Consider the following 19,580-nt stretch of genomic DNA (forward strand, 5'->3'; position numbering starts at 1 on the left):
CGATTGTTCATGGCGCGAAGGCTGCTCATTTGGAGGCACAATATGTCAATCTCTCGCAAGCAGCTTGCTGCAGCGGGCGTTCTTGTACTTTCTCTGGCGACCTGGTCGGCAGAGGCTCAGAATGCGAATGCAGGCGATATCCGCGGCGTGGTCACCGATCCGACAGGAGCCGTGATCGCCGGAGCAACCGTCACCGTTCTCGATAAGGACAAGGGCGTCACCACTACCTACACCACAGACACATCCGGTCTGTACGACACCGGCCCGATCGTGACCGACAACTACCAGGTCACCATCGTGAAGGAAGGCTTCTCCAGCTACGTCCGTTCGCAGATTACGCTGCAGGTCGGCGTCATCACCGTGAACGCTCAACTGAAGGTGGGCGCCACCGAGACCTCGGTCGTTGTGGCCGAAGATGTGCCGCTCATTCAGACCGAGACCGGCGAACAGTCCACCACTCTGGAAGCCAAGGTCCTGTCCAAGCTGCCGAACCCTACTCCGGACTGGCAGAACTTCATCAAGCTGATTCCGGGTGCGACCGCGACCTCGACCTCCGGAACCACCAACACCGGCCAGGCCTACTCGGTAAACGGCAACCTGCCTTACAACGCTGTGTTGGCTGACGGCGCCTCGTCCGCTCTGTCGCACTCCGGCAATGCCGATGTGTCGACCTTCGAGACGGTGCAGGAGGTGCAGGTCAATACCTCAGCCTTCTCCGCGCAGTTCGGTACCGGCGGCGTGATCATGAACCAGATCAGCAAGGGCGGAAGCTCTACCTTCCACGGAGCGGCGTACGAGTACTTCCAGAACGATGCGCTGAATGCGCGCAGCTTCTATCAGACCTCGAAGCCCTATCGCCGTTACCACGACTTCGGTGGATCGATCGGCGGACCGATATGGCTGCCGCAGTCGCTGGGCGGAAAGAACCGCCTGTTCTTCTACTTCAACTACGACCGCACCATCAGCCTCAGCGCGAGCACCGGCTACCAGACGGTACCCACCGATGCGATGCGCCGCGGAGACTTCTCCGGCATGGCCCCGGTCTATGACCCCAACACCACGTCGCAGGTGACCGTCAGCGGAAAGACGTACATCAAGCGCAACCAGTTCGCGAACAACCAGGTGCCGATCTCGCCGGCGGCGGCAAAGGTCCTGGCGCTGTTCCCGAAGGCGAACTATAACGGATCGAACTCGTCCACCAGCCCTACGACCGGCGTTACGGCGAACAACTACTACTACAACCTGCGTTCCACCAATCCCTACAGCCGCTACTTCGGCCGTTTCGACTATGACATCTCGCCGTCGAACCGTCTGACCGGCTCAGTGAGCGAGCGTGACAACCCGGCCCGTTACGTCAATGGCCTGGGATGCCCCCTCGTCTGTATGACCGGCGATGTCAGCAGCTATAACTCGCAGATCACCGACGTGTGGAACATCAGCTCGCACACCATCAACGAAGCGCGCCTGGGCTATACCAACCAGCTCAACTTCTTCATTCCGGATTCGCAGGGAACCGGTCTTGGGCCGTCGCTGGGTCTGCCGTACCTGAAGTTCGACATTATCCCGACCTTCAATATCTCGTCTTATTCGGGCGTCAACCAGCCGCTCTCGCCCTTCACCTACAAGGAGCACAACTACGATCCTTCGGACGTGGTGACGATGATCCGCGGCAAGCACATCCTGCACGTCGGCGGCGAGTACATGATCTTCCAGGACAACTCGACCGCATACGGCAATATCAACGGATCGACGCTCGGCTTCACCGGTGTCTATACGCAGTGCACCTACTGCCAGACGGCGGCAGGCGGCAATCAGGCGTCTACGGGCAATGCCTGGGCCGATCTCTACACCGAGCAGATCAACAGCTGGTCGGCACAGGTCACGCCTGAATATGCCGGCCGTCAGAAGGCTCCGCAGATGTTCGTCCAGGATGACTGGAAGCTGACGCCGAACCTTACCGTCAACCTCGGCCTGCGCTACCAGATCATGGAAGGCTGGTCTGACACCAAGGGCAACCAGCGTACCTTCGATCCCACCGTAACCAACAGCGTGACCAACACCCTGGGCGGCATGTGGTATGCCACCACCAAGACGAACGGTCGCTCGCAGTTGCAGAACAACGTCTACGACACCGTGCTCCCGCGCGTGGGCTTTGCCTGGCAGTACCGTCCGGGCTTTGTGATCCGCGGCGGCTACGGTCTGTATGCCTACCTCTGGAGCCTGGATACGTACGGCGGCGACGAGGGTGCGGCCTTCGGCTTCAAGGGGTCGCTGTCAGATACCAGCAACGGCCAAACCGCGATCGGCAAGCTGTCAGCCGCGAATCCGCAGTTCCCGTACATCGGGCCGACGACGGACTCGGGTGCGTACAACGGACAGGGTGTCTCGTTCACCAACCAGCACACGCCGGTGACCAAGATCCACCAGTACAATCTCACGGTTGAGAAGCAGATCGGCAGCGACATGAAAGCGAGCCTCGCGTTCGTTGGCAGCCGCTCGGTCAACCTCACCTTCAGCCGCGATATCAACCAGGTGCCGGTCGACAAGCTGGCCGTCGTCGACCAGCAGTTCCGTCCGTTCCCGCAGTTCACCTCGATCAGCGGCAGCACCTTCAACGCCGATGCCAACTACAACTCGCTGCAGGCTGCCTTCCAGAAGCGCCTGACACACAGCCTGTCCTTCGATGCCAGCTATGTATGGTCGAAGTTCCTCAGCGAGTTCGACTCGTCGGCGTGGGGCAGCCGCAACGGCACCACCACCTATCAGAACTCGTATGACGTGGGAGCCAACTACGGTCCCTCGAACTTCGACGTGCGCAACGCCTTCAAGGGAGACGCGATCTATGTGCTTCCCTTCGGCAAGGGACAGCGTTTCCTGAACAATAACTACCTGCTTGACCAGGCAGTGGGCGGATGGCAGCTTTCAACCACCTACCAGCTGCAGTCGGGTAATCCGATGACCATCACCATTCCGTCAACGCTGGCGCAGACCTATGCCGGTTCGGGCAACATGTATCCGAACTGGGCCAGCAGTCCTACGCTCGGTGACCGCACTCGCGACCACTGGTTCAACACCACCTACATCAGCCAGAGCGGCCAGAAGGTAGGCCCCGACACCAACGCCGCATTCATCATCCCTGCGAACGGAACCTTCGGCAACTTCCATCGCAACAACGTCTACGGCCCCGGCATCGTGAGCTTCAACACCTCGCTCGGCAAGACCTTCAACCTCTATAAGGAGCAGTACAAGTTTGAGCTGCGTGCCGACGCAACCAACGTACTGAACCACCCGGTCTTCGCAAACCCGAACAGCTCCATCACCAACGGAAACTTCGGAAAGATCACCTCAACCAACCTGTTCGTAGGCGGGCGAGCAATCCAGCTCATGGGTCGCTTCTCGTTCTAATCTCCTGGCCTGAGAGGCGGGTGCAACTACCCGCCTCTCATTTTTTCTGGTGTAACTACAAATTCGATTTTTGTTCCTTGTTACGGATTTTGGTATTCCTAACCCACCCTAGCGTTGCGAAGGTGGGGCACCCGGGCAATATAAGCTTCGGGTGAAAAGCGCTGAAGGCGCGCTCTATACCAGCCTGGGGCAACGCCCCAGGTTTGCTGCCAAATAGAAGTTAAAGGGCTGAAAGCCCGCTCTATAGTGCGGCAGTCACATTTGGGACCTCATGCACTGGGTGCCCCATCCATATCGCGAATCGGGGTCCCCGACGAACTTGTTCGTTGGGGTGATAACGCGATGGGTGGGATATTGGCGACAAACTATATGCAATCGAAAATCACGCAAAAACTATCGATCGGAATCCTCGCACTTTCGCTCAACGCGGCTATAGCCCAAAAACCAGCCCAGGTATGGCTCACCACCAACGACGGCGCAAAGCTCCTGCATCGCGAAACCGATCTGAAATGGAGCAAGACCCCCGCCACCGGCGCCACAATCTCGGTTGATGATGCAAAACGTTTCCAAACCATCGACGGCTTCGGCCACGCCCTGACCGGCGGCTCCGCACAGCTCCTGATGAAGATGACGCCCGCGGCCCGCAGCAACCTGCTGCACGAGCTCTTCGGCAACGGCGACGGACAGATCGGGATGTCGTATCTCCGTGTCTCCGTTGGCGCCTCCGATATGAACGCCTACGTCTACACCTACGACGACATGCCCACCGGTGAGACCGATCCCGAGCTGAAGCACTTCACGCTCGCCGAGGATGAGAAGGATGTCATCCCGGTACTGAAAGAGATTCTGACGACTAACCCCAGGCTCAAAATCCTCGCCTCTCCATGGACCGCACCCTCCTGGATGAAGACCAATGAAAACGTAAAAGGCGGAGCCCTCAAGAAAGAGTATTACCCGGCCTACGCGCAGTACTGGGTGAAGTATCTCCAGGGCATGAAGGCGCACGGCATCACCATCGATGCGCTGACCGTGCAGAACGAGCCGGAGAACCCGAAGAACACGCCCAGCCTGGTGATGACCGCCGATGAAGAGGCCGAGTTCATCGGTCAGCACCTTGGCCCTGCATTGCACACAGCCGGGCTGCAGACCAGGATCATCGCCTTCGATCACAACTGCGATCATCCCAACTATCCGGAGACGGTATTGAAGGATGCAAAGTCCGGCCCCGTGGCCGACGGCTCCGGCTTCCATCTCTACCTCGGTGACATCAGCGCCATGACAGCCGTCCACGATGCCTATCCGCAAAAGAACATCTACTTCACCGAGCAGATGGTGGTTGCTTACAAAACCAAGGAACCGATGCCGATCGCGCGCCCCTTCTCGCGCGTCGTGATCGGAGCGCTGAATAACTGGAGCCGCAATGTGCTGCTCTGGAATCTCGCCGCCGATCCGCAGAACGGGCCGCACACCAACAATGGCGGCTGCCCCATGTGCTCAGGCTCGCTGACACTGGATGGCGACAAGGTCGCACGTCTGGTGGCGCACTACACCGCCGCCCACGCCTCGAAGTTTGTTCCTCCCGGCTCGGTACGTATCGGATCGACATGCGACGGAACCTGCCCCTCCGAGGTAGTCCTACGCACGCCCAAGGGAAAGTATGTTCTGCTGGTCAGCAACCCGGATGCGGAGGCGCGTGAGTTCAGCGTACGGTTCCATGGAAAGACCTTCCATACCTCGCTGGCCGCCGGCGCCGTCGCAACCTACGTCTGGTGAGACATTTTTTCTGTAGGTGTAGTGTAGGGATTCCGCATCTATGGGCGTTTTCCGTAATGAAAACGCCGCTGCACTTACCTTCGGGATACGCAGCAACAGGAAAAATGCTCTGAGGAAAGGTTTTTGCGATGCTGACACGGAGAGAGTTTGTCCAACAGGCCACGCTGGCGATCAGCGGCTTGCGCTATGCGGCTGCACAAGGTGCAAACGAGGTCGTCGTCAAGACACCCTCAGGCCCGCTGCGTGGTTTGCAGATCGAGGGAGTTCGCGTCTTCCGCGGCGTTCCCTTTGCGCAGCCTCCTGTGGGCGATCTCCGTTTCCGTGCGCCGCAGCCAGTCACTCCGTGGAAGCAGATCCGTAACGCGACTGAGTTTGCCGCCTCTGCGTATCAGCAGGATAAAAGTCACCCTCAGAGCGAAGACTGCCTCTATCTCAACATCTGGGCTCCCCAGGGTGCTGGACCATTCCCGGTCTATGTCTGGATCCACGGCGGCGGCTTCACCGGCGGCCGCTCCTTCGATCCCATGTTCGATGGAACGAACTTCGCCCGGAATGGCAATAGCGGGAGCGGCATCATCGTCATCACCGTGGCATATCGTCTCGGCGTCTTCGGCTTCCTCGATCTGGAGCCGCTGCTCGGCAGCAGCTATCGCGGCTCGGCCAACAATGCTCTACGCGATCTCATCGCATCGCTCACCTGGGTCAAGCAGAATGTAGCCGCCTTCGGCGGCGATCCAAATAAGGTGACCATCGGCGGCGAATCCGCAGGCGCAAAGCTGACCTGCCTGCTGATGGGTGTTCCCTCCGCAACCGGCCTCTTCCATCAGATGATCTCCGAAAGCGGCGGCGCCGAACGCATCTGGCCAAAGAACCGTGCAGACCAGATCGCCGACGAGTTCGGCGCAGTATGGAAGTCCGTCGGCGGCGGAGTAGCGCTCACCAAGGCCGCGCCCGGCGAGCTGATCGTCGCGCAGGAGCGGATGATCCGCACCTCGCCCGTGCACTTCCCACTGCGTGTGGAGATCGATGGCGACCTCATCCAGCAGACACCGCTCGCAGCCATCCGCGGCGGCTCGACACGCGGCAAACGCCTGCTCATCGGCACCAACCGCGATGAGAGTGCCTCGTTCATCGGCACGCATCCGGCAAAGGATGCCGGCAGTCAGGACCTCGGCAATCTGACGGTAGAAAAGTTCCATCCCATCGACGAGGCCTACAAGAAGCTCTACCCCAATCTCTCGCCGGAGATGCGCCGCATCCGCAGCGTCACCGCGGAAGAGTACTGGGTGCCCACTATGCGTGTTGCCGAAGCGCATGCCGGCGGTGGGAATGAGACGTACCTCTACCGCCTCGACTTCCCCGGCGAAGGAAACTACGCAGGGCTGGCCTTCCACTCCTACGACCTGCGCTTCGCCTGGAACCATCTCCCGCCGGAAGCAGCCGCGAATGCGAAGACATTAGCGGGCACCATGCACGCGGCCTGGACTGCCTTCCTTAAGGGCGAAGCCATGCCAGTACCGGGTACGCCCGCATGGCCTACCTTCGATACCGGCAAACAGACAACCATGATCCTCGACGTACCCAGCCACGTCGCGCAGCGTCCACAGGCCGACGAGCTGGCCTTGTGGAACGGCCTGCTCACGCAGTGAACCCTAACCGAGATACGAAAGTGAGCTCATGCTGAACCGTCTTCCCAATCGCCTTCCCCGCGCCGTCGCCGGTGCTCTTCTGTTCTCCCTTGCGGCCTGCCTGCCCGGACAAACCGCAAAGGACGACGCGGCGATCCAGAAGAAGGTCGATGCGCTGCTAAGGCAGATGACGCTGGAAGAAAAGGTTGAGCAAATGGAGCAGGCCGCCGGCCAGCCCATGTACACGCCCAAAGAGAAGGCCGATGCCCTGGCAAAGAACGGCATCGGCAGCTTCCTCTTCTTCACCGATCCCGAACGCATCAATAGTCTCCAGCGGATCGCCATGACGGAGTCGCGGCTGCATATCCCCATCCTCTTCGGCTATGACGTCATCCACGGCTTCCGCACCATCATGCCGGTGCCGCTGGCGATGGCCTCGTCGTGGGATCCCGCGCTGGTCGAACGCACGCAGTCGATGGCCGCGCGTGAGGCGCGTGCCGCCGGCGTGCACTGGGCCTTTGCTCCGATGGTCGACATCGCCCGCGACGCACGCTGGGGACGCATCATGGAAGGCGCAGGCGAAGACCCCTATCTCGGCGAGCAGATGGCCGCAGCGCAGGTGCGCGGCTTTCAGGGTAAGTACGCCGGCGCTCCCGATCACATCCTGGTGTCGGTCAAGCACTTCGCAGGCTACGGTGCAGCCGAGGGAGGACGCGACTACGACAGCACCAACATCTCCGATGAGCAGTTGCAGAACGTCTACCTGCGCCCCTACAAGGCCGGAGTCGATGCAGGCGCGGCCACCGTGATGTCTGCCTATCAGAACCTCAACGGCGTTCCAGCCACCGGCAACCGCTGGCTGCTGACGGATGTGCTGCGGCACGAGTGGGGATTCAAAGGCTTCGTCGTCAGCGACTGGGAGTCGGTCGGCAGCATGAAGACCCACGGTTTCGCGAAGGACGAAGAAGACGCTGCGATCCGAGGGGTGCAGGCCGGCGTAAACATGGAGATGACCGGCTCAACCTATCGCAAGTGGATTCCCGCAGCCGTAAAGTCGGGCCGGATTCCTGAGTCGGAGATCGATGCCCTGGTGCGTCCCATCCTAACGATCAAGTACCGCATGGGCCTCTTCGAGAATCCGTACGTCGACCTCAAGAACTTCCAGCAGGTGACGCTCTCCGCAGAAGAGCGCACCGCATCGCGCACCGCAGCGGAACAGACCGCCGTCCTGCTCAAGAACGAGAATCATCTCTTACCGCTGAGCGGGAGCCTGCACAGCTTGGCCGTCATCGGCCCGCTTGCTGACAGCAAGCTCGACACCATGGGCTCGTGGGCCATCCACGGCGACCGCCGCGATACCGTGACGGTTGTTGAAGCTCTGCGCGAATCTCTGCCGCAGACCAGGATCGACGCAGCCGTCGGCGTCGAGATCGAGCGCGGCTCCGCCACCATCTTCGACGAGCAGGTTGTTCCGGAGAAGCCCACGCTCACCACCGATGCAGCCAAAGCCGAAGCCTTCGCGCACGCAATCGAGCTTGCCCGCAATGCTGAAACAACGGTGCTGGTCTTAGGCGAAGCGCAGACCATGAGCGGCGAGGCAGCATCGCGCGCTCGGCTGAACCTTCCCGGCGAGCAACAAAAATTACTCGAAGCAGTTGTGGCCCTCGGTAGGCCAGTTGTGCTGGTGCTGATGACCGGCCGCCCGCTCGACATCACCTGGGCACAGCAGCACGTGCCCGCAATCCTGAACATCTGGTATCCCGGCACCGAAGGCGGACACGCAGCGGCAAACCTGCTGCTCGGCAAGGTCAACCCCAGCGGACATCTGCCCGCAACCTGGCCGCGCGAGTCCGGACAGGAGCCGCTGTACTACTACCAGTCGATCCCACAAAACCCCGACAACACAGAGCACCGCTACTGGGACACCTCCAGCGCTCCGCTCTATCCCTTCGGCTATGGACTCAGCTACGCGGAGATCCGCATGAAGGGCATGACACTCGACGCGGAGACGATCAACGCAGACGGAACCATCTGCGCTCGCGTCACGGTAGAGAACACCTCCAAGGTCGCAGGCGCACAGGTGGTGCAGGTCTATACCCATCAGCGCGCAGGCAGTGCAGCACGTCCGGTGCGCGAGCTCAAGGCCTTCCAGAAGGTATGGCTGGCTGCGGGCGAAACCAAAACCGTCGAGCTACAGATCCCAGTCAAAGAGCTCTCCTACTGGAGCCCGGTGGTAAAGAAGGTCGTACTCGAACCCGGTGACTTCGATCTCTGGGCAGGCTTCGACGCCACCGCGACGGAGCACAAGAGCTTCCACGTAACAGCAGGCAAGTAAGGACGAATTGCAGATGAAGATGCGAGTGGTTGCAGGTGTCGTACTAAGTTTTGTCTCTGCTGTAGCAATAGCGCAAAAGTCCCCACGCCTCAACCCGGAAAACCTGGATTGGGGGCCCAACGTAAAGCTTTTTCGTCCTGGGATGAACCATGACGAGATGCAGCAGGCCATCGACAAGGTCTACACCGAACAACAACACGCCGAGTTCGGCAGCTCGCGCTATGCGTTCCTGCTCATGCCCGGCAAGTACAACCTCGACATCCCCGTCGGTTTCTACACACAGGTCCTCGGCCTCGGCGCAGGCCGTGACGATGTCCGAGTAGCCGGCGACGTGCATGCCGACGCAGCCTCCAAAAACAACAACGCCACCACCACCTTCTGGCGCGGCGTCGAAGGCTTCTCGGTTGTCCCGACGAGCGGCACCATGCAGTGGGCAGTCTCGCAGGCGATCGCTGCGCGCCGCATGCATGTACTGGGCAACATGGTGCTGCATCAGAAGCGCGGCTGGGCTAGCGGCGGCTGGCTCTCAGACTCGCTGGTCGATGGCACCGTCGACTCCGGCACGCAGCAGCAATGGATCTCGCGTAACACCGAGTGGCAGCAGTGGACCGGCGCAAACTGGAACATGGTCTTCGTCGGCGCCGAGCACGCTCCCGAAGGCGAGTGGCCCAAGCCTCCCTTCACCAAAGTGGCGACTGTACCCGTCGTCCGCGAGAAGCCCTTCCTGCAGGTCGATGCCAAGGGCAACTTCAGCGTGCGCGTCCCCGCCATCCGCGAGAACTCCTCGGGTATTACCTGGAAGAAGGGTTCAACCGCAGGACGGTCCGTACCTCTCTCGCACTTCTACATCGCCCGTCCCGACCGCGATACCGACGTCACCATCAACGCCGCGCTCGACAAGGGCAAAGACCTGCTACTGCTTCCCGGCAACTACGATCTGAACGCCCCCATCAAGATCCGCAAAGCCAACACCATCGTGCTCGGCATCGGCTTCGCCACACTGCGCCCGGTGCACGGGACTGAAGCGATGACGGTAGCCGATGTCGACGGCGTCACGGTCTCGGGCCTGTTGTTCGATGCGGGCACCGTCATCTCCCCCTCGCTGCTGCATGTGGGCACGCAAGGCAGCAAGCTGCGGCATAAGACCAACCCCATCTCACTGCACGACGTCTTCTTCCGCGTCGGCGGAGCAGGCGAAGGCCGGACGGATGCCAATCTGGTGATCGACAGCAACGACACCATCGTCGACCACACCTGGATCTGGCGCGCCGACCACGGCCACAACGTCGGCTGGGACAAGAACCAGAGCAACTACGGCCTGGTTGTCCACGGCAACGACGTCACCATCTACGGTCTCTTCGTCGAGCACCACCAGAAGTACCAGGTGCTCTGGGCAGGCGAGCGCGGCCGCACCTACTTCTACCAATCCGAGATTCCCTACGACCCGCCAACACAGGCCCAGTGGACAGACGAGAAAGGCGCGAAGGGCTGGGCCTCGTACAAAGTAGCCGACAACGTCCGCGAACACGAAGCCTGGGGCCTGGGCATCTACAGCGTCTTCCGCTTTCCGGATGTCGTGATGGACCGCGCCATCGAAGTCCCCGACACCCCCGGCGTAAAGTTCCACCACATGATCACAGTAGCCTTGCTCGACAAAGGCGCAATCCTGAACGTAATCAACCAAACCGGCGGCAGCACCAGAACCAGCTCCGCAGGCCAACCACCCCGCATCGAACCCAAGGTCACGGACTACCCAGAGGCAAAGTAGGATCTCGTTGCCCCATTCTTTGTCGAAGACAAAGGGTGGTATTCGCGCTCCGCGCGAAACGTCTTCATTTGTTCCCACCCGGGTGCCCCACCCTCACAACGTTAGGGTGGGCAAAGAAGGCTCTAAGCGCTGAAGGCGCGCTCTATACCAGCCTGGGGCAACGCCCCAGGTTTCGATACCCGCAAGATGTTAAAGGGCTGAAGGCCCGCTCTATAATTCCGCAGCCGGGCGCACGTTCGCGCGCAACAAGCCGATACATTACTTTGGTTTGTTATGTCCTGTCGTCTCCTTAAGCTCAAACGCGATCATGACGATGGAGACAATAAGTAGTCACCTATTCACCTTCAGAGAAGCACATCCTTCCAAAAGCTACACAGGATGTGCTTCTCTTTGTTGTTTTAGACAAGCTGACGAAATTTCGGATTACCGATACACCGGGTGCCCCAGGTCCCTGGGGGACCTGGGTATTCGCGCTTCGCGCGAACGCGCCTTCAGCGCTTAGAGCGCAGCCTGCCCAAGACAACAAAAAACGATTCGCGCAACGCGCGAATCCCCACATCTGCTCCGCAGATATGGGGCACCCAGTTCATGGGCTCACAAAACCCCACCCCAACCGCATACACTTCCCCAGGTGACACTCCGCAACAAACTCTGGACCTATCTCGGCTTCTGGGCAACCGGCGTAAGCCTCATCATGCCCGGCGCCATGCTGCCCGCCATCACACACGCCTGGCATCTCACCGACCGCGGAGCAGGCGCCATGCTCTTCTGCGTCTACTTCGGCTCATCCCTCGGAGCGCTCTTAGTCCGCGGCACGCTGCAACGTCTGATCGCCACCTACTCATTGCTGTTATGCGTGGCGGCAGCACTATGGGCATCGACAACAACCTGGCCGCAACTCCCCGCACTGCTCTGGGGCATAGGCCTCGGCACCGTCATGACCTCGACCAGCATCCTCTTCAAACAACAACAAGCCTCCGCGGTGGCACTGGTACGTCTGAACTTCGTCTGGGCCGTAGGAGCACTCCTGGCCCCCACGGTAGTCACCCAGGCACTCCGCACCGGCAGCCCCCGCACCGTCCTGCTGGCCTTCGCCATCTTCTGGGCCATCTACGCAGCAGGCACCTGGCTGATGACCGGCAGCAGCACATCCCAACTCACTGCGCCCAGGCTGGACGCGAACGCATCGCTGCTGCAAGGCCTCCGCGGAGTCCCCACGGCACTGATCATCGCCACCATCCTCGCCCCCGGCATCGAAGCCGCCTGCTCAGGCTGGCTCTCCACCTACGCCGACCGCTACGCCATGCGCCTGGCCATCACGATCGCCGCCCCCTCATGCTTCTGGGCCGGACTACTACTAAGCCGCGCCATGGCCTTCCTCCCCGGCGCAGACCGTTACCTCGAAACCCGCTGGCGCTGGCTACCCCTCCTGGTCCTCGCCGGCACCGGAGGCCTGCTGCTACCCCTGCAAAGCGCCTGGATGCTAACCTGCGCCTTCTGCACCGGCTTCGGCCTCGGCCCTCTCTACCCAGCCCTGCTCTCAAAGGTCCTGGACCGCCGCCAGAACAACACCATCTTCTTCCTGGCAGGAGCAGCCTCCTCCGCCCTGCCATGGCTAACCGGCCAAGTCTCAGCCTTCAGTCATTCACTGCGGTGGGGAATGATGGTGCCGGTGCTCGGTGCTTTGACGATGTTGATGGTCATCCTGCAAGAAGTTGGTTCCGAATATTCGGAATCTTAGATTGTGTCCCGATAGGGAATCTCTGACCGTTGAATATCAATATCAAGATCGCATTGCCCAAAAAATTCATTCAGAGCATTTGTTGACAGATCTGAATGCGGCGAGGGGCCTACAACTATCTCATGTATGAAATACGGATTCTTTAGGCGTCCGACAGCATTCAAACCGGAATGAAGTGAAGCTGTCGGGTGGGGAAGATTTACCTCTGCATAAGGGATAAGCGTGAATCGGGATGGCTTGAAATGAATGCGACCGCCTATGTAAGGATTCGTCAGAATGAGACGGAACTCTTCCTCGGTCGCGAACGAAATATCTTTTGTGTAAGACGCCAATTCGGCGATTCGCCACCACACGCTGTCGGGCAAATGAAGTTCAAACCCCTCATGCTCGCGCTCTACGTCTGCCTTATCATCTTTTGCTTGAGCGATGGCGTCAGATAGCATCTGATCTATCAAGGGTGCTTCTGACTTGCTCAGGTAGTTGACCTTTTTGAATGAGACAACGGGTCTCAATTGCCAATGCTCGCCCCCACCCTTCTGCTCACCCCCAAATGCATTGATGAGGGATTCTGTTCTTATTCCAATGGCGACTCCATTTCCGTTGGAGCAATAGGCGCGCCATTGAGGCAGCGAATCTCTATTACCTGAAAAAGAAGATACAAACGGCAGATCTCGGATCATTGCGTTTGGTTCTTCCATTTCTTCGAAAAATTTCGATAGTTCAAACTGGCTGACGCTGAATTTTCCCCACGCATCGGGCTGTTGTAGGCGGCCCGAGATGGCTTCTAAGAAGAATGTTCGTTCGGTAATATCGTTTAAATAATTCACGCTGGTTGCGTGAAAAACGGGAAGCTTTGCACCTGACCCGATCGTAGGCCTTACGATTTTAAGAAGCGTATCCATCGAGGTGTAGTGATAAACCACCTCGGGTATTATTTTGTTTTCCTTCAGATTTTTCTGCGCTTCCATCTCGTTCATGTGTCGCTCTCAACTTTTATCCAGTGGCGAGTAGAAACATCTTATTCAGCCTGCACAGAACCCCTAATAGGATTCTTGTACAAGCGTCAATTTCTAAAGCTGTAATGCCACTATACGGTCGGTAGACGTAGGCCGGAACTATTGTCTTTTCAGAAAAGACGAGGTGTAATTCATTGCGATGGCGAATCCTGAATCTCGTCTCGAAGCTGTCGAATTAGCAAGTTTCCTTGCTTCTACCCCGCCTTACGCCACCGTTAAGATCTTGACACGCGGGCTGACGGTTCAACAGGACGGCAGGTTAGGGACGGCATACCTGAACCTCCCCGAAATCAACATATATTGCGACTTTTGCGATGGTTCTCGCTACTTTTCCTCTTCTGAAGACACAATAAATTTCCACGCACGGTTACCTGCTCACCGCTTCCTTTACTACACATGCAAGAATTGTTCGATGGACCACAAGGCCTTCGCTCTATCCCTGAGTACTAATGAGAATGGCGACGATCTTGAGGCGTTCAAGTTTGGTGAGATGCCGCCATTTGGTCCACCTACTCCAACTCGCCTTTTGAGGCTTTTGGGGCGAGATAAAGAGCTTTTCCTAAAAGGCCGGCGTTGTGAATCACAGTCACTTGGAATAGCGGCCTTCAGCTACTATCGTCGGATCGTTGAACTTCGCAAAAATGATTTGCTAGACGAGGTGATCAGGGTATGCGAGCGCCTCGGGAAGCACGAAATTCTGGTAGGCGAGCTTCGGACAGCGAAGGATGAAACTCAGTTTGAAAAAGCTGTCAAATCGATACATCATGCCCTGCCAGATAGCCTGCTACTGAACGGTCGTAACCCTTTTACGTTATTGCACGGAGCGCTCAGCAAGGGTCTACATGCTGAGGATGATGAGACATGTCTGGACTTGGCCCAGAGCGTACGAGTCGTTCTGTCCGCCTTTATTGAACGGCTCAACTTCGCCCTACAAGACGAAAATGAGTTGACTATCGCCGTGAATAAATTAATCGCGTCCCGAAACTCCAAAGTTGGGAACGAACGCGAATGAAGTATCCGCTCGCGTTAATAAGTAAATGAGGAGAAGAAATGGTCGGGACGACTAGATTCGAACTAGCGACCTCACCCACCCCAAGGGTGCGCTCTACCAGGCTGAGCCACGTCCCGACTCTTACGTAAACAGCGGGTTGCGCCGGGCGGCGCTGGGGCTATTGCCCGCTGTCTTTTAAGTTTACTACACCCATAGCAGGGTGGCCTTGCGGCCTCCCCCTAGTGCTCTGGAGCGACGTATTCCTTGGGCAGCTCGCCGCCCGAGCCGTAGAAGAAGTCGTTCATCTGCTCGACCAGGAACTCCTGCGCCTGCGGCGTCCAGGGCTGCAGCCGATACTCGTTCAGCAGCATCTTCTGGCGCTCAAGCCACTCATTCCAGGCCTTCTTGGAGACAGTCTTGTAGACCTTCTGCCCCAGTTCAGAATCGAACGGAGGCTCATCAAGACCCTCCATCTCCTGCTTGTACTTCGCGCAAAAAACTGTGTTTGCCATCGGTTCTATCTTACTGCGGGCCGAGCCGGGTCGGCCCGCAGGTTGAATGGTGGAATTGTTGAATGGTTGAATAGTAGGCCCTAGAGCATTTTCCCTGTAGGTGGAGAGTAGGGCTTCTGTATCTATGGGCGTTTTCCGCAATGAAAACGCCGCTGCACCCTCCTTCCGGGATACCCAGCAACAGGGAAAATGCTCTAGTTGGGGGTGGAGCGTATGGGCGTGCATCGGGCGATTGTCGGGTTTCATCAGGATGATGAGGGGCATTGGGTCGCCGATCTCGAATGCGGTCATACCCGGCATGTGCGGCACGATCCGCCCTGGCAGACGCGGGAGTGGGTAGTGACCGAGGATGGACGGGCCGAGTGGATCGGGAAGTCCTTCGAGTGCCTGAAGTGTGGTGAAGTTCCCAAGTGAGCCACGACACTGGGTGCCCCGGGTCCCCTTAGGGACCTGGGTATTCGCGCGGGAGCGCGAATTGTCTTGCTTAAGGGGACGGCTTTCAGCCGTCCCGTACCAACAGCCAAAAGAAAGGGGCTTTCAGCCCCTGAGGGCAAAGTCGCAAGGCCCATGCAGTGACCTCAGCGGCTGAAGCCGCTTGCCTTGTTGTACCCTCGTACGGCACGGCTGAAAGCCGTGCCCTTAAGCAAAGCGGATCGCGCGTAGCGCGATACACCCAGACCGTTAATTCACCATCGGCTTGATGATCTCGTCCAGATACGCCGGCGATCCCTCCGCCCGCACCAGATGCGGATACTTCTCCCCATCGTGATAATTCAGCGAGATCGTCTTCAGATCATTCCCGATCGCCACCAGCAGATCGATCGTCTTATCCGTCCCCTTCGCCGCCTTGATCGCTCCATACAGCGCATCGCCGGAGAACGCCGTGCTGTTCACACCCACAATCTTGATCCCCGGTCCCAGCCCTGCCTTATACGCGACTGAGTCCATATAGACATCGCTGATCACGCCCTCACGATTCGCCCGGAAGCCCAGCGAGTACAGCGCATCCACCGTGCCGCGACGGGCGAGGCCGCTGCGCTGATAAGACGACATCGTGTCCGTGTAGACCAGCGTGTAGCCAGCCTGCGCCAGGCCTTCGATCGACGGATCGCCGGGGCCGTGCGACAGAATGCGATCCTTCAGGAACTTCGCCCAGTCATACGCGACGACCTGATTGAGATCCTTCACCAGCTCGTCGAACTCATACGGCAGCACCTTCGCAGGCGTATCGCCGCCCGCCCCGAGGAAGAGCGCCGCAAAGTCATTCAGCGACTTCTGATCGTTGGTCAGCTTGCGGATGGTCGTATCGGCATCCAGCCAGATCAGCTCACCCTCCTGGTAGTAATCCTGCGAGCGCCGCCAGCTCACCCACGCCTGCGATCCGCCGCGGATCGACTGTGCCGCGATCGCCGTGTCCTCCGCATTACGCCACAGGCGCCCCGGCCGCGTATCCAGCGACGCAGCAGACGAGGCCAGAGCATCGCGATAGTTCTCCGCCGTCCAGAAGCCCGCCCGCGCCGACAGCACATTGCCCCAGTACTGCGTCATGCCCTCGTACACCCACAGCAGGTCACCCTGCTGCGGCGTAGCGTAGTCAGGCTGATACAGCCGTGCCGGCCGGCGATACTTGCCGTTCCACGAGTGCGTAAACTCATGCGGCAGCAAATCTGCATTGCTCACAGCCATCGCCGGGCTGCTATAGCCATCCAGCTCCACGCCGTTATCCGACGACTGATGATGCTCCAACCCCTCACCGCGAATCTTGTCCGACAGCGAAAGCACGAAGTGATAGTCGCGATAATGCGAGCTCTTATAGAGAGGCCGAGTCTCGCGCACCAGCTTGCTGGCCGCCTCGATCGTAGCCTTAGGCAGATTCGCAGCCTCTTCCGTGTCGGCAGCAACATCAAGGAAGTGCTTCGGCGTGCACTCCGGCGCGAGCGCAATCTCGTGGAAGTACTTGCCGGCGATATAAGGCGAGTCGACCAGCGTCTCTACATCGGTGGTCTCAAACGTAGTGGTGTTGCCGTTGGTGTTTGTGGGCACAAGAGCTCCACCACCATGCCAGCCCGCAGGCAGCGTGATCGACGGAGTCACCTTGATCTTCGCTACAGGAATCTTCGCCGGATACAGCACAGCCGAGTTCCACTCCAGCACCGCAAGGTTGTTACTGGTAAAGGACCGCTGATCGGTGGAATCCAGATAGTCGAACTTCGCTTCAATCTCACTGACACCTGCAGGAATCTCCAGGTGGAAGGCGTACATATCGACATCATCACGACGCCATCCCAGCGGCTTGCCATTCGCGGTAAAGAAGATACCGGCAAACTGCGCAATCGGCCCCGCAGGCATATGCGTGCCGGGAATCCACTCCGGATACTCAAGCGTAAGTTGTCCAGCGACGACGGGAATAATCTCCGTGCCATGCACGAGATGACGATAAGAGTCCGTCAGATCAACCGAAAGCCGGATCGGCGCAGACGGCGCCTCCGGAGTCTTTGCGACGGTCTTTTTATCAGCGGCCAGGGCGGCGAGAGGAAGGGCGAGGAGCGCCAGAGCGCAGCGAAGATGCATGGAGGAATTCTAGATCGGCGGGGCCTTCGGCCCCGATAGTTGAATGGTTGAATTGTTGAATGGTGAGTCACGGGCCTTTGGTGGGGCACGACAGGGTGCCCCACATACGCGCCGCGGGGTCCCCGACGAACTTTGTTCGCTGGGGTGCAAGCTTATGTGGGAAGTTCGCGCGGAAGCGCGAATGTTTTTTGTTTGTCATCCCCTAGGGATCTGCTCTTACACCTTCGGCGAATGCTTCCGAAACGTCACCCGAATCTCCGTCCGCCAATGCTCATCAAGAGCAATCAAATGCCACTCCACCTCCGGCTTCAAATGCCGCAACACCACCTCCGTCGCGGGATGAATTCTCAGCGCCGGAGCCACCAGGTACATCAGCGGAACATCCTGCGAGAGCCCAATGCCGGGAAAATATCCATGCTGCTGCAGCGGATTCACCGTCTCATGCGGAGCAAGCCTCGCATGCCAACGCACTCGGATCCAGTAATCAAGCGCCTGCAACGCAAGATGGAGATCCTCATCCGCCTTCAGCTCCAGCACGGCAAGCCGCCCGCCGTTGGTGACCCCGAGCAGATCGAGCATGCCGCGATCCGTAGCGGCAAAAGCCGGCACCTGCGTATAGACAGGCGCTGCCCGCAGAGCTTCATCCATCTCCGGCAGGCTGGTTCTCAAACGCGACTCCATCCAGCGTTCCGGTTGCATCCTGAAGAGCGGATCGTTGCTGTCGCCCTCAGGCCGGCGTCGCTGAAAGAGCTCGCTGACCAACGCACGAAGCGCATCGCGGTCCGCGTCATTGAGCAAGGTCTCATTCGCACCCGCGCCCACCGTGATCTCCAGCGTGTGCGCAAAGGAGTTCGCTGCGCTCCGCAACACAATACGGGCGAACTCCAGCCCATGCAGCAGAAACGCCAGCTCCGTCGCAGACCGCAGCCGCTGCTCCACAAGCCCACGCGACGCAGCCGGAACCAGCTCCATCACCTTCGCGATCGCAACATCAAAACGCGTAGTATCCGGATTCGGAGCATGGATCAGCCGTGTCTTCAGATTGCCATGATCCGCAGGCTCGCGTTGCGTCAGCTCTTCCGCTCGAGGATCAAGCTCATACAGCTCCCACTGCGCAATCCGCGGATTCAGCCACGCCATGCGCGCCAGCGTCAGCGCCGCCGTGCCTGCTGGAACAACGATGCGTAGTCCCGCAAAGAGATGCTTCCCCATCGCCCGCTCGCGGCAGAGCTGCAGCCACAAAATGCCCAGTGTGAGCACACCATCGACGGTCTGCGCCGACTCCTCCGGCCCAACCCCAAGCACCGCCCACGCCTGCTGCCCACGCGTGATCACACCCCGCGCATACGCCGGTCCAAAACTGCGCTCCAGATCCATGGCAGTACTGAAACCCGCCGGCTTCCACTCCGGATAGTTCCGGACAAGCACACGCTCCAGCGTTCGCAGATACTGCCTGCGAGCAGCATCACGAGTCGAAGGCAGCCGCCGCTCCTGCTTCGAGACCAGATCCAGCGTCGTAGGTTTCGGCTGGCCAAACCGCTGCACGCTCAACCGCAAGCCGCTGCTGCGAGCCTCCGCAGACAAGACACGCCGCGTAAGATTCCGCTCCTCACTCCAAAGATGAAGCGTGCAGCGATTGTGATCGGTATTCAAACTCCACTGCGCCGAGCGCATATCGAAAAGCAGCGCCCCGTGCTCGAGGATGGCCGCGTGGGGATAGGCCTGAAAGAAGTCGGTGATGAGCGCAGCCGTTTGCTGCGCAGTTGCTAGTTGCTGGTTCCTGGTTGCTAGTTGGTCTGGAGCGTCGGGATTCCTCATGAGGAAGAGCAAGTTTCTCTGC

At 59.2% G+C, this 19,580-nt stretch carries 12 protein-coding genes and 1 tRNA gene; 8 read left to right on the plus strand and 5 right to left on the minus strand.

Annotation, left to right across the window (positions count from 1 at the left end):
- Positions 1-42: 42 nt before the first annotated feature.
- From AB4Y89_RS16500 to AB4Y89_RS16525, 6 genes are all read left to right on the plus strand, one after another.
- Positions 43-3,405: a carboxypeptidase regulatory-like domain-containing protein gene (locus AB4Y89_RS16500; RefSeq protein WP_442302036.1), complete on the plus strand. Its 3,363-nt coding sequence runs from the start codon at positions 43-45 to the stop codon at positions 3,403-3,405.
- A gap of 369 nt (positions 3,406-3,774) precedes the next feature.
- On the plus strand, positions 3,775-5,178 hold the full coding sequence (locus AB4Y89_RS16505) for a glycoside hydrolase family 30 protein (RefSeq protein ID WP_442302037.1): 1,404 nt from the start codon (positions 3,775-3,777) through the stop codon (positions 5,176-5,178).
- Positions 5,179-5,306: 128 nt separating this feature from the next.
- A complete protein-coding gene (locus tag AB4Y89_RS16510; protein ID WP_442302038.1) occupies positions 5,307-6,827 on the plus strand; it encodes a carboxylesterase/lipase family protein in 1,521 nt (506 codons plus the stop codon).
- A gap of 28 nt (positions 6,828-6,855) precedes the next feature.
- Positions 6,856-9,141, plus strand: coding sequence for a beta-glucosidase BglX (gene bglX / locus AB4Y89_RS16515; RefSeq protein WP_442302039.1), 2,286 nt, complete (start codon positions 6,856-6,858; stop codon positions 9,139-9,141).
- A gap of 13 nt (positions 9,142-9,154) precedes the next feature.
- Entirely contained in the window at positions 9,155-10,909 is a 1,755-nt protein-coding gene (locus tag AB4Y89_RS16520; protein ID WP_442302040.1) for a coagulation factor 5/8 type domain-containing protein, read from the plus strand.
- A gap of 631 nt (positions 10,910-11,540) precedes the next feature.
- Positions 11,541-12,650, plus strand: coding sequence for an MFS transporter (locus tag AB4Y89_RS16525; protein WP_442302041.1), 1,110 nt, complete (start codon positions 11,541-11,543; stop codon positions 12,648-12,650).
- Here AB4Y89_RS16525 and AB4Y89_RS16530 read toward each other — a convergent pair.
- Entirely contained in the window at positions 12,647-13,627 is a 981-nt protein-coding gene (locus AB4Y89_RS16530) for a DUF2971 domain-containing protein (protein WP_442302042.1), read from the minus strand. The two genes, AB4Y89_RS16525 and AB4Y89_RS16530, sit on opposite strands and share 4 nt — an antisense overlap.
- A 178-nt stretch (positions 13,628-13,805) precedes the next feature.
- On the opposite strand from AB4Y89_RS16530, the gene AB4Y89_RS16535 reads away from it, so the two are divergent.
- A complete protein-coding gene (locus AB4Y89_RS16535; protein ID WP_442302043.1) occupies positions 13,806-14,678 on the plus strand; it encodes a hypothetical protein in 873 nt (290 codons plus the stop codon).
- A gap of 39 nt (positions 14,679-14,717) precedes the next feature.
- On the opposite strand, the gene AB4Y89_RS16540 is transcribed toward AB4Y89_RS16535, so the two are convergent.
- Positions 14,718-14,794, minus strand: a tRNA-Pro gene (locus tag AB4Y89_RS16540).
- Between the two features lie 102 nt (positions 14,795-14,896).
- Entirely contained in the window at positions 14,897-15,169 is a 273-nt protein-coding gene (locus AB4Y89_RS16545; protein ID WP_147646369.1) for an oxidative damage protection protein, read from the minus strand.
- Positions 15,170-15,382: 213 nt separating this feature from the next.
- Here AB4Y89_RS16545 and AB4Y89_RS16550 point away from each other — a divergent pair, with 213 nt between their 5' ends.
- Positions 15,383-15,583 carry a DUF3565 domain-containing protein gene (locus AB4Y89_RS16550; RefSeq protein ID WP_442302044.1) on the plus strand — a complete coding sequence of 67 codons (201 nt, stop codon included), beginning with the start codon at positions 15,383-15,385 and terminating at the stop codon, positions 15,581-15,583.
- A 267-nt stretch (positions 15,584-15,850) separates the two neighbouring features.
- Here AB4Y89_RS16550 and AB4Y89_RS16555 read toward each other — a convergent pair whose 3' ends face one another.
- Complete coding sequence (locus tag AB4Y89_RS16555) at positions 15,851-17,740, minus strand: M61 family metallopeptidase (RefSeq protein ID WP_442302045.1); 1,890 nt, start codon at positions 17,738-17,740, stop codon at positions 15,851-15,853.
- A gap of 216 nt (positions 17,741-17,956) precedes the next feature.
- Positions 17,957-19,558, minus strand: a complete 1,602-nt coding sequence (locus AB4Y89_RS16560; RefSeq protein ID WP_442302046.1) for a hypothetical protein — start codon at positions 19,556-19,558, stop codon at positions 17,957-17,959.
- Positions 19,559-19,580: the final 22 nt, after the last annotated feature.

This window comes from Terriglobus sp. 2YAB30_2, from assembly GCF_052114765.1.
GTDB lineage: Bacteria > Acidobacteriota > Terriglobia > Terriglobales > Acidobacteriaceae > Terriglobus.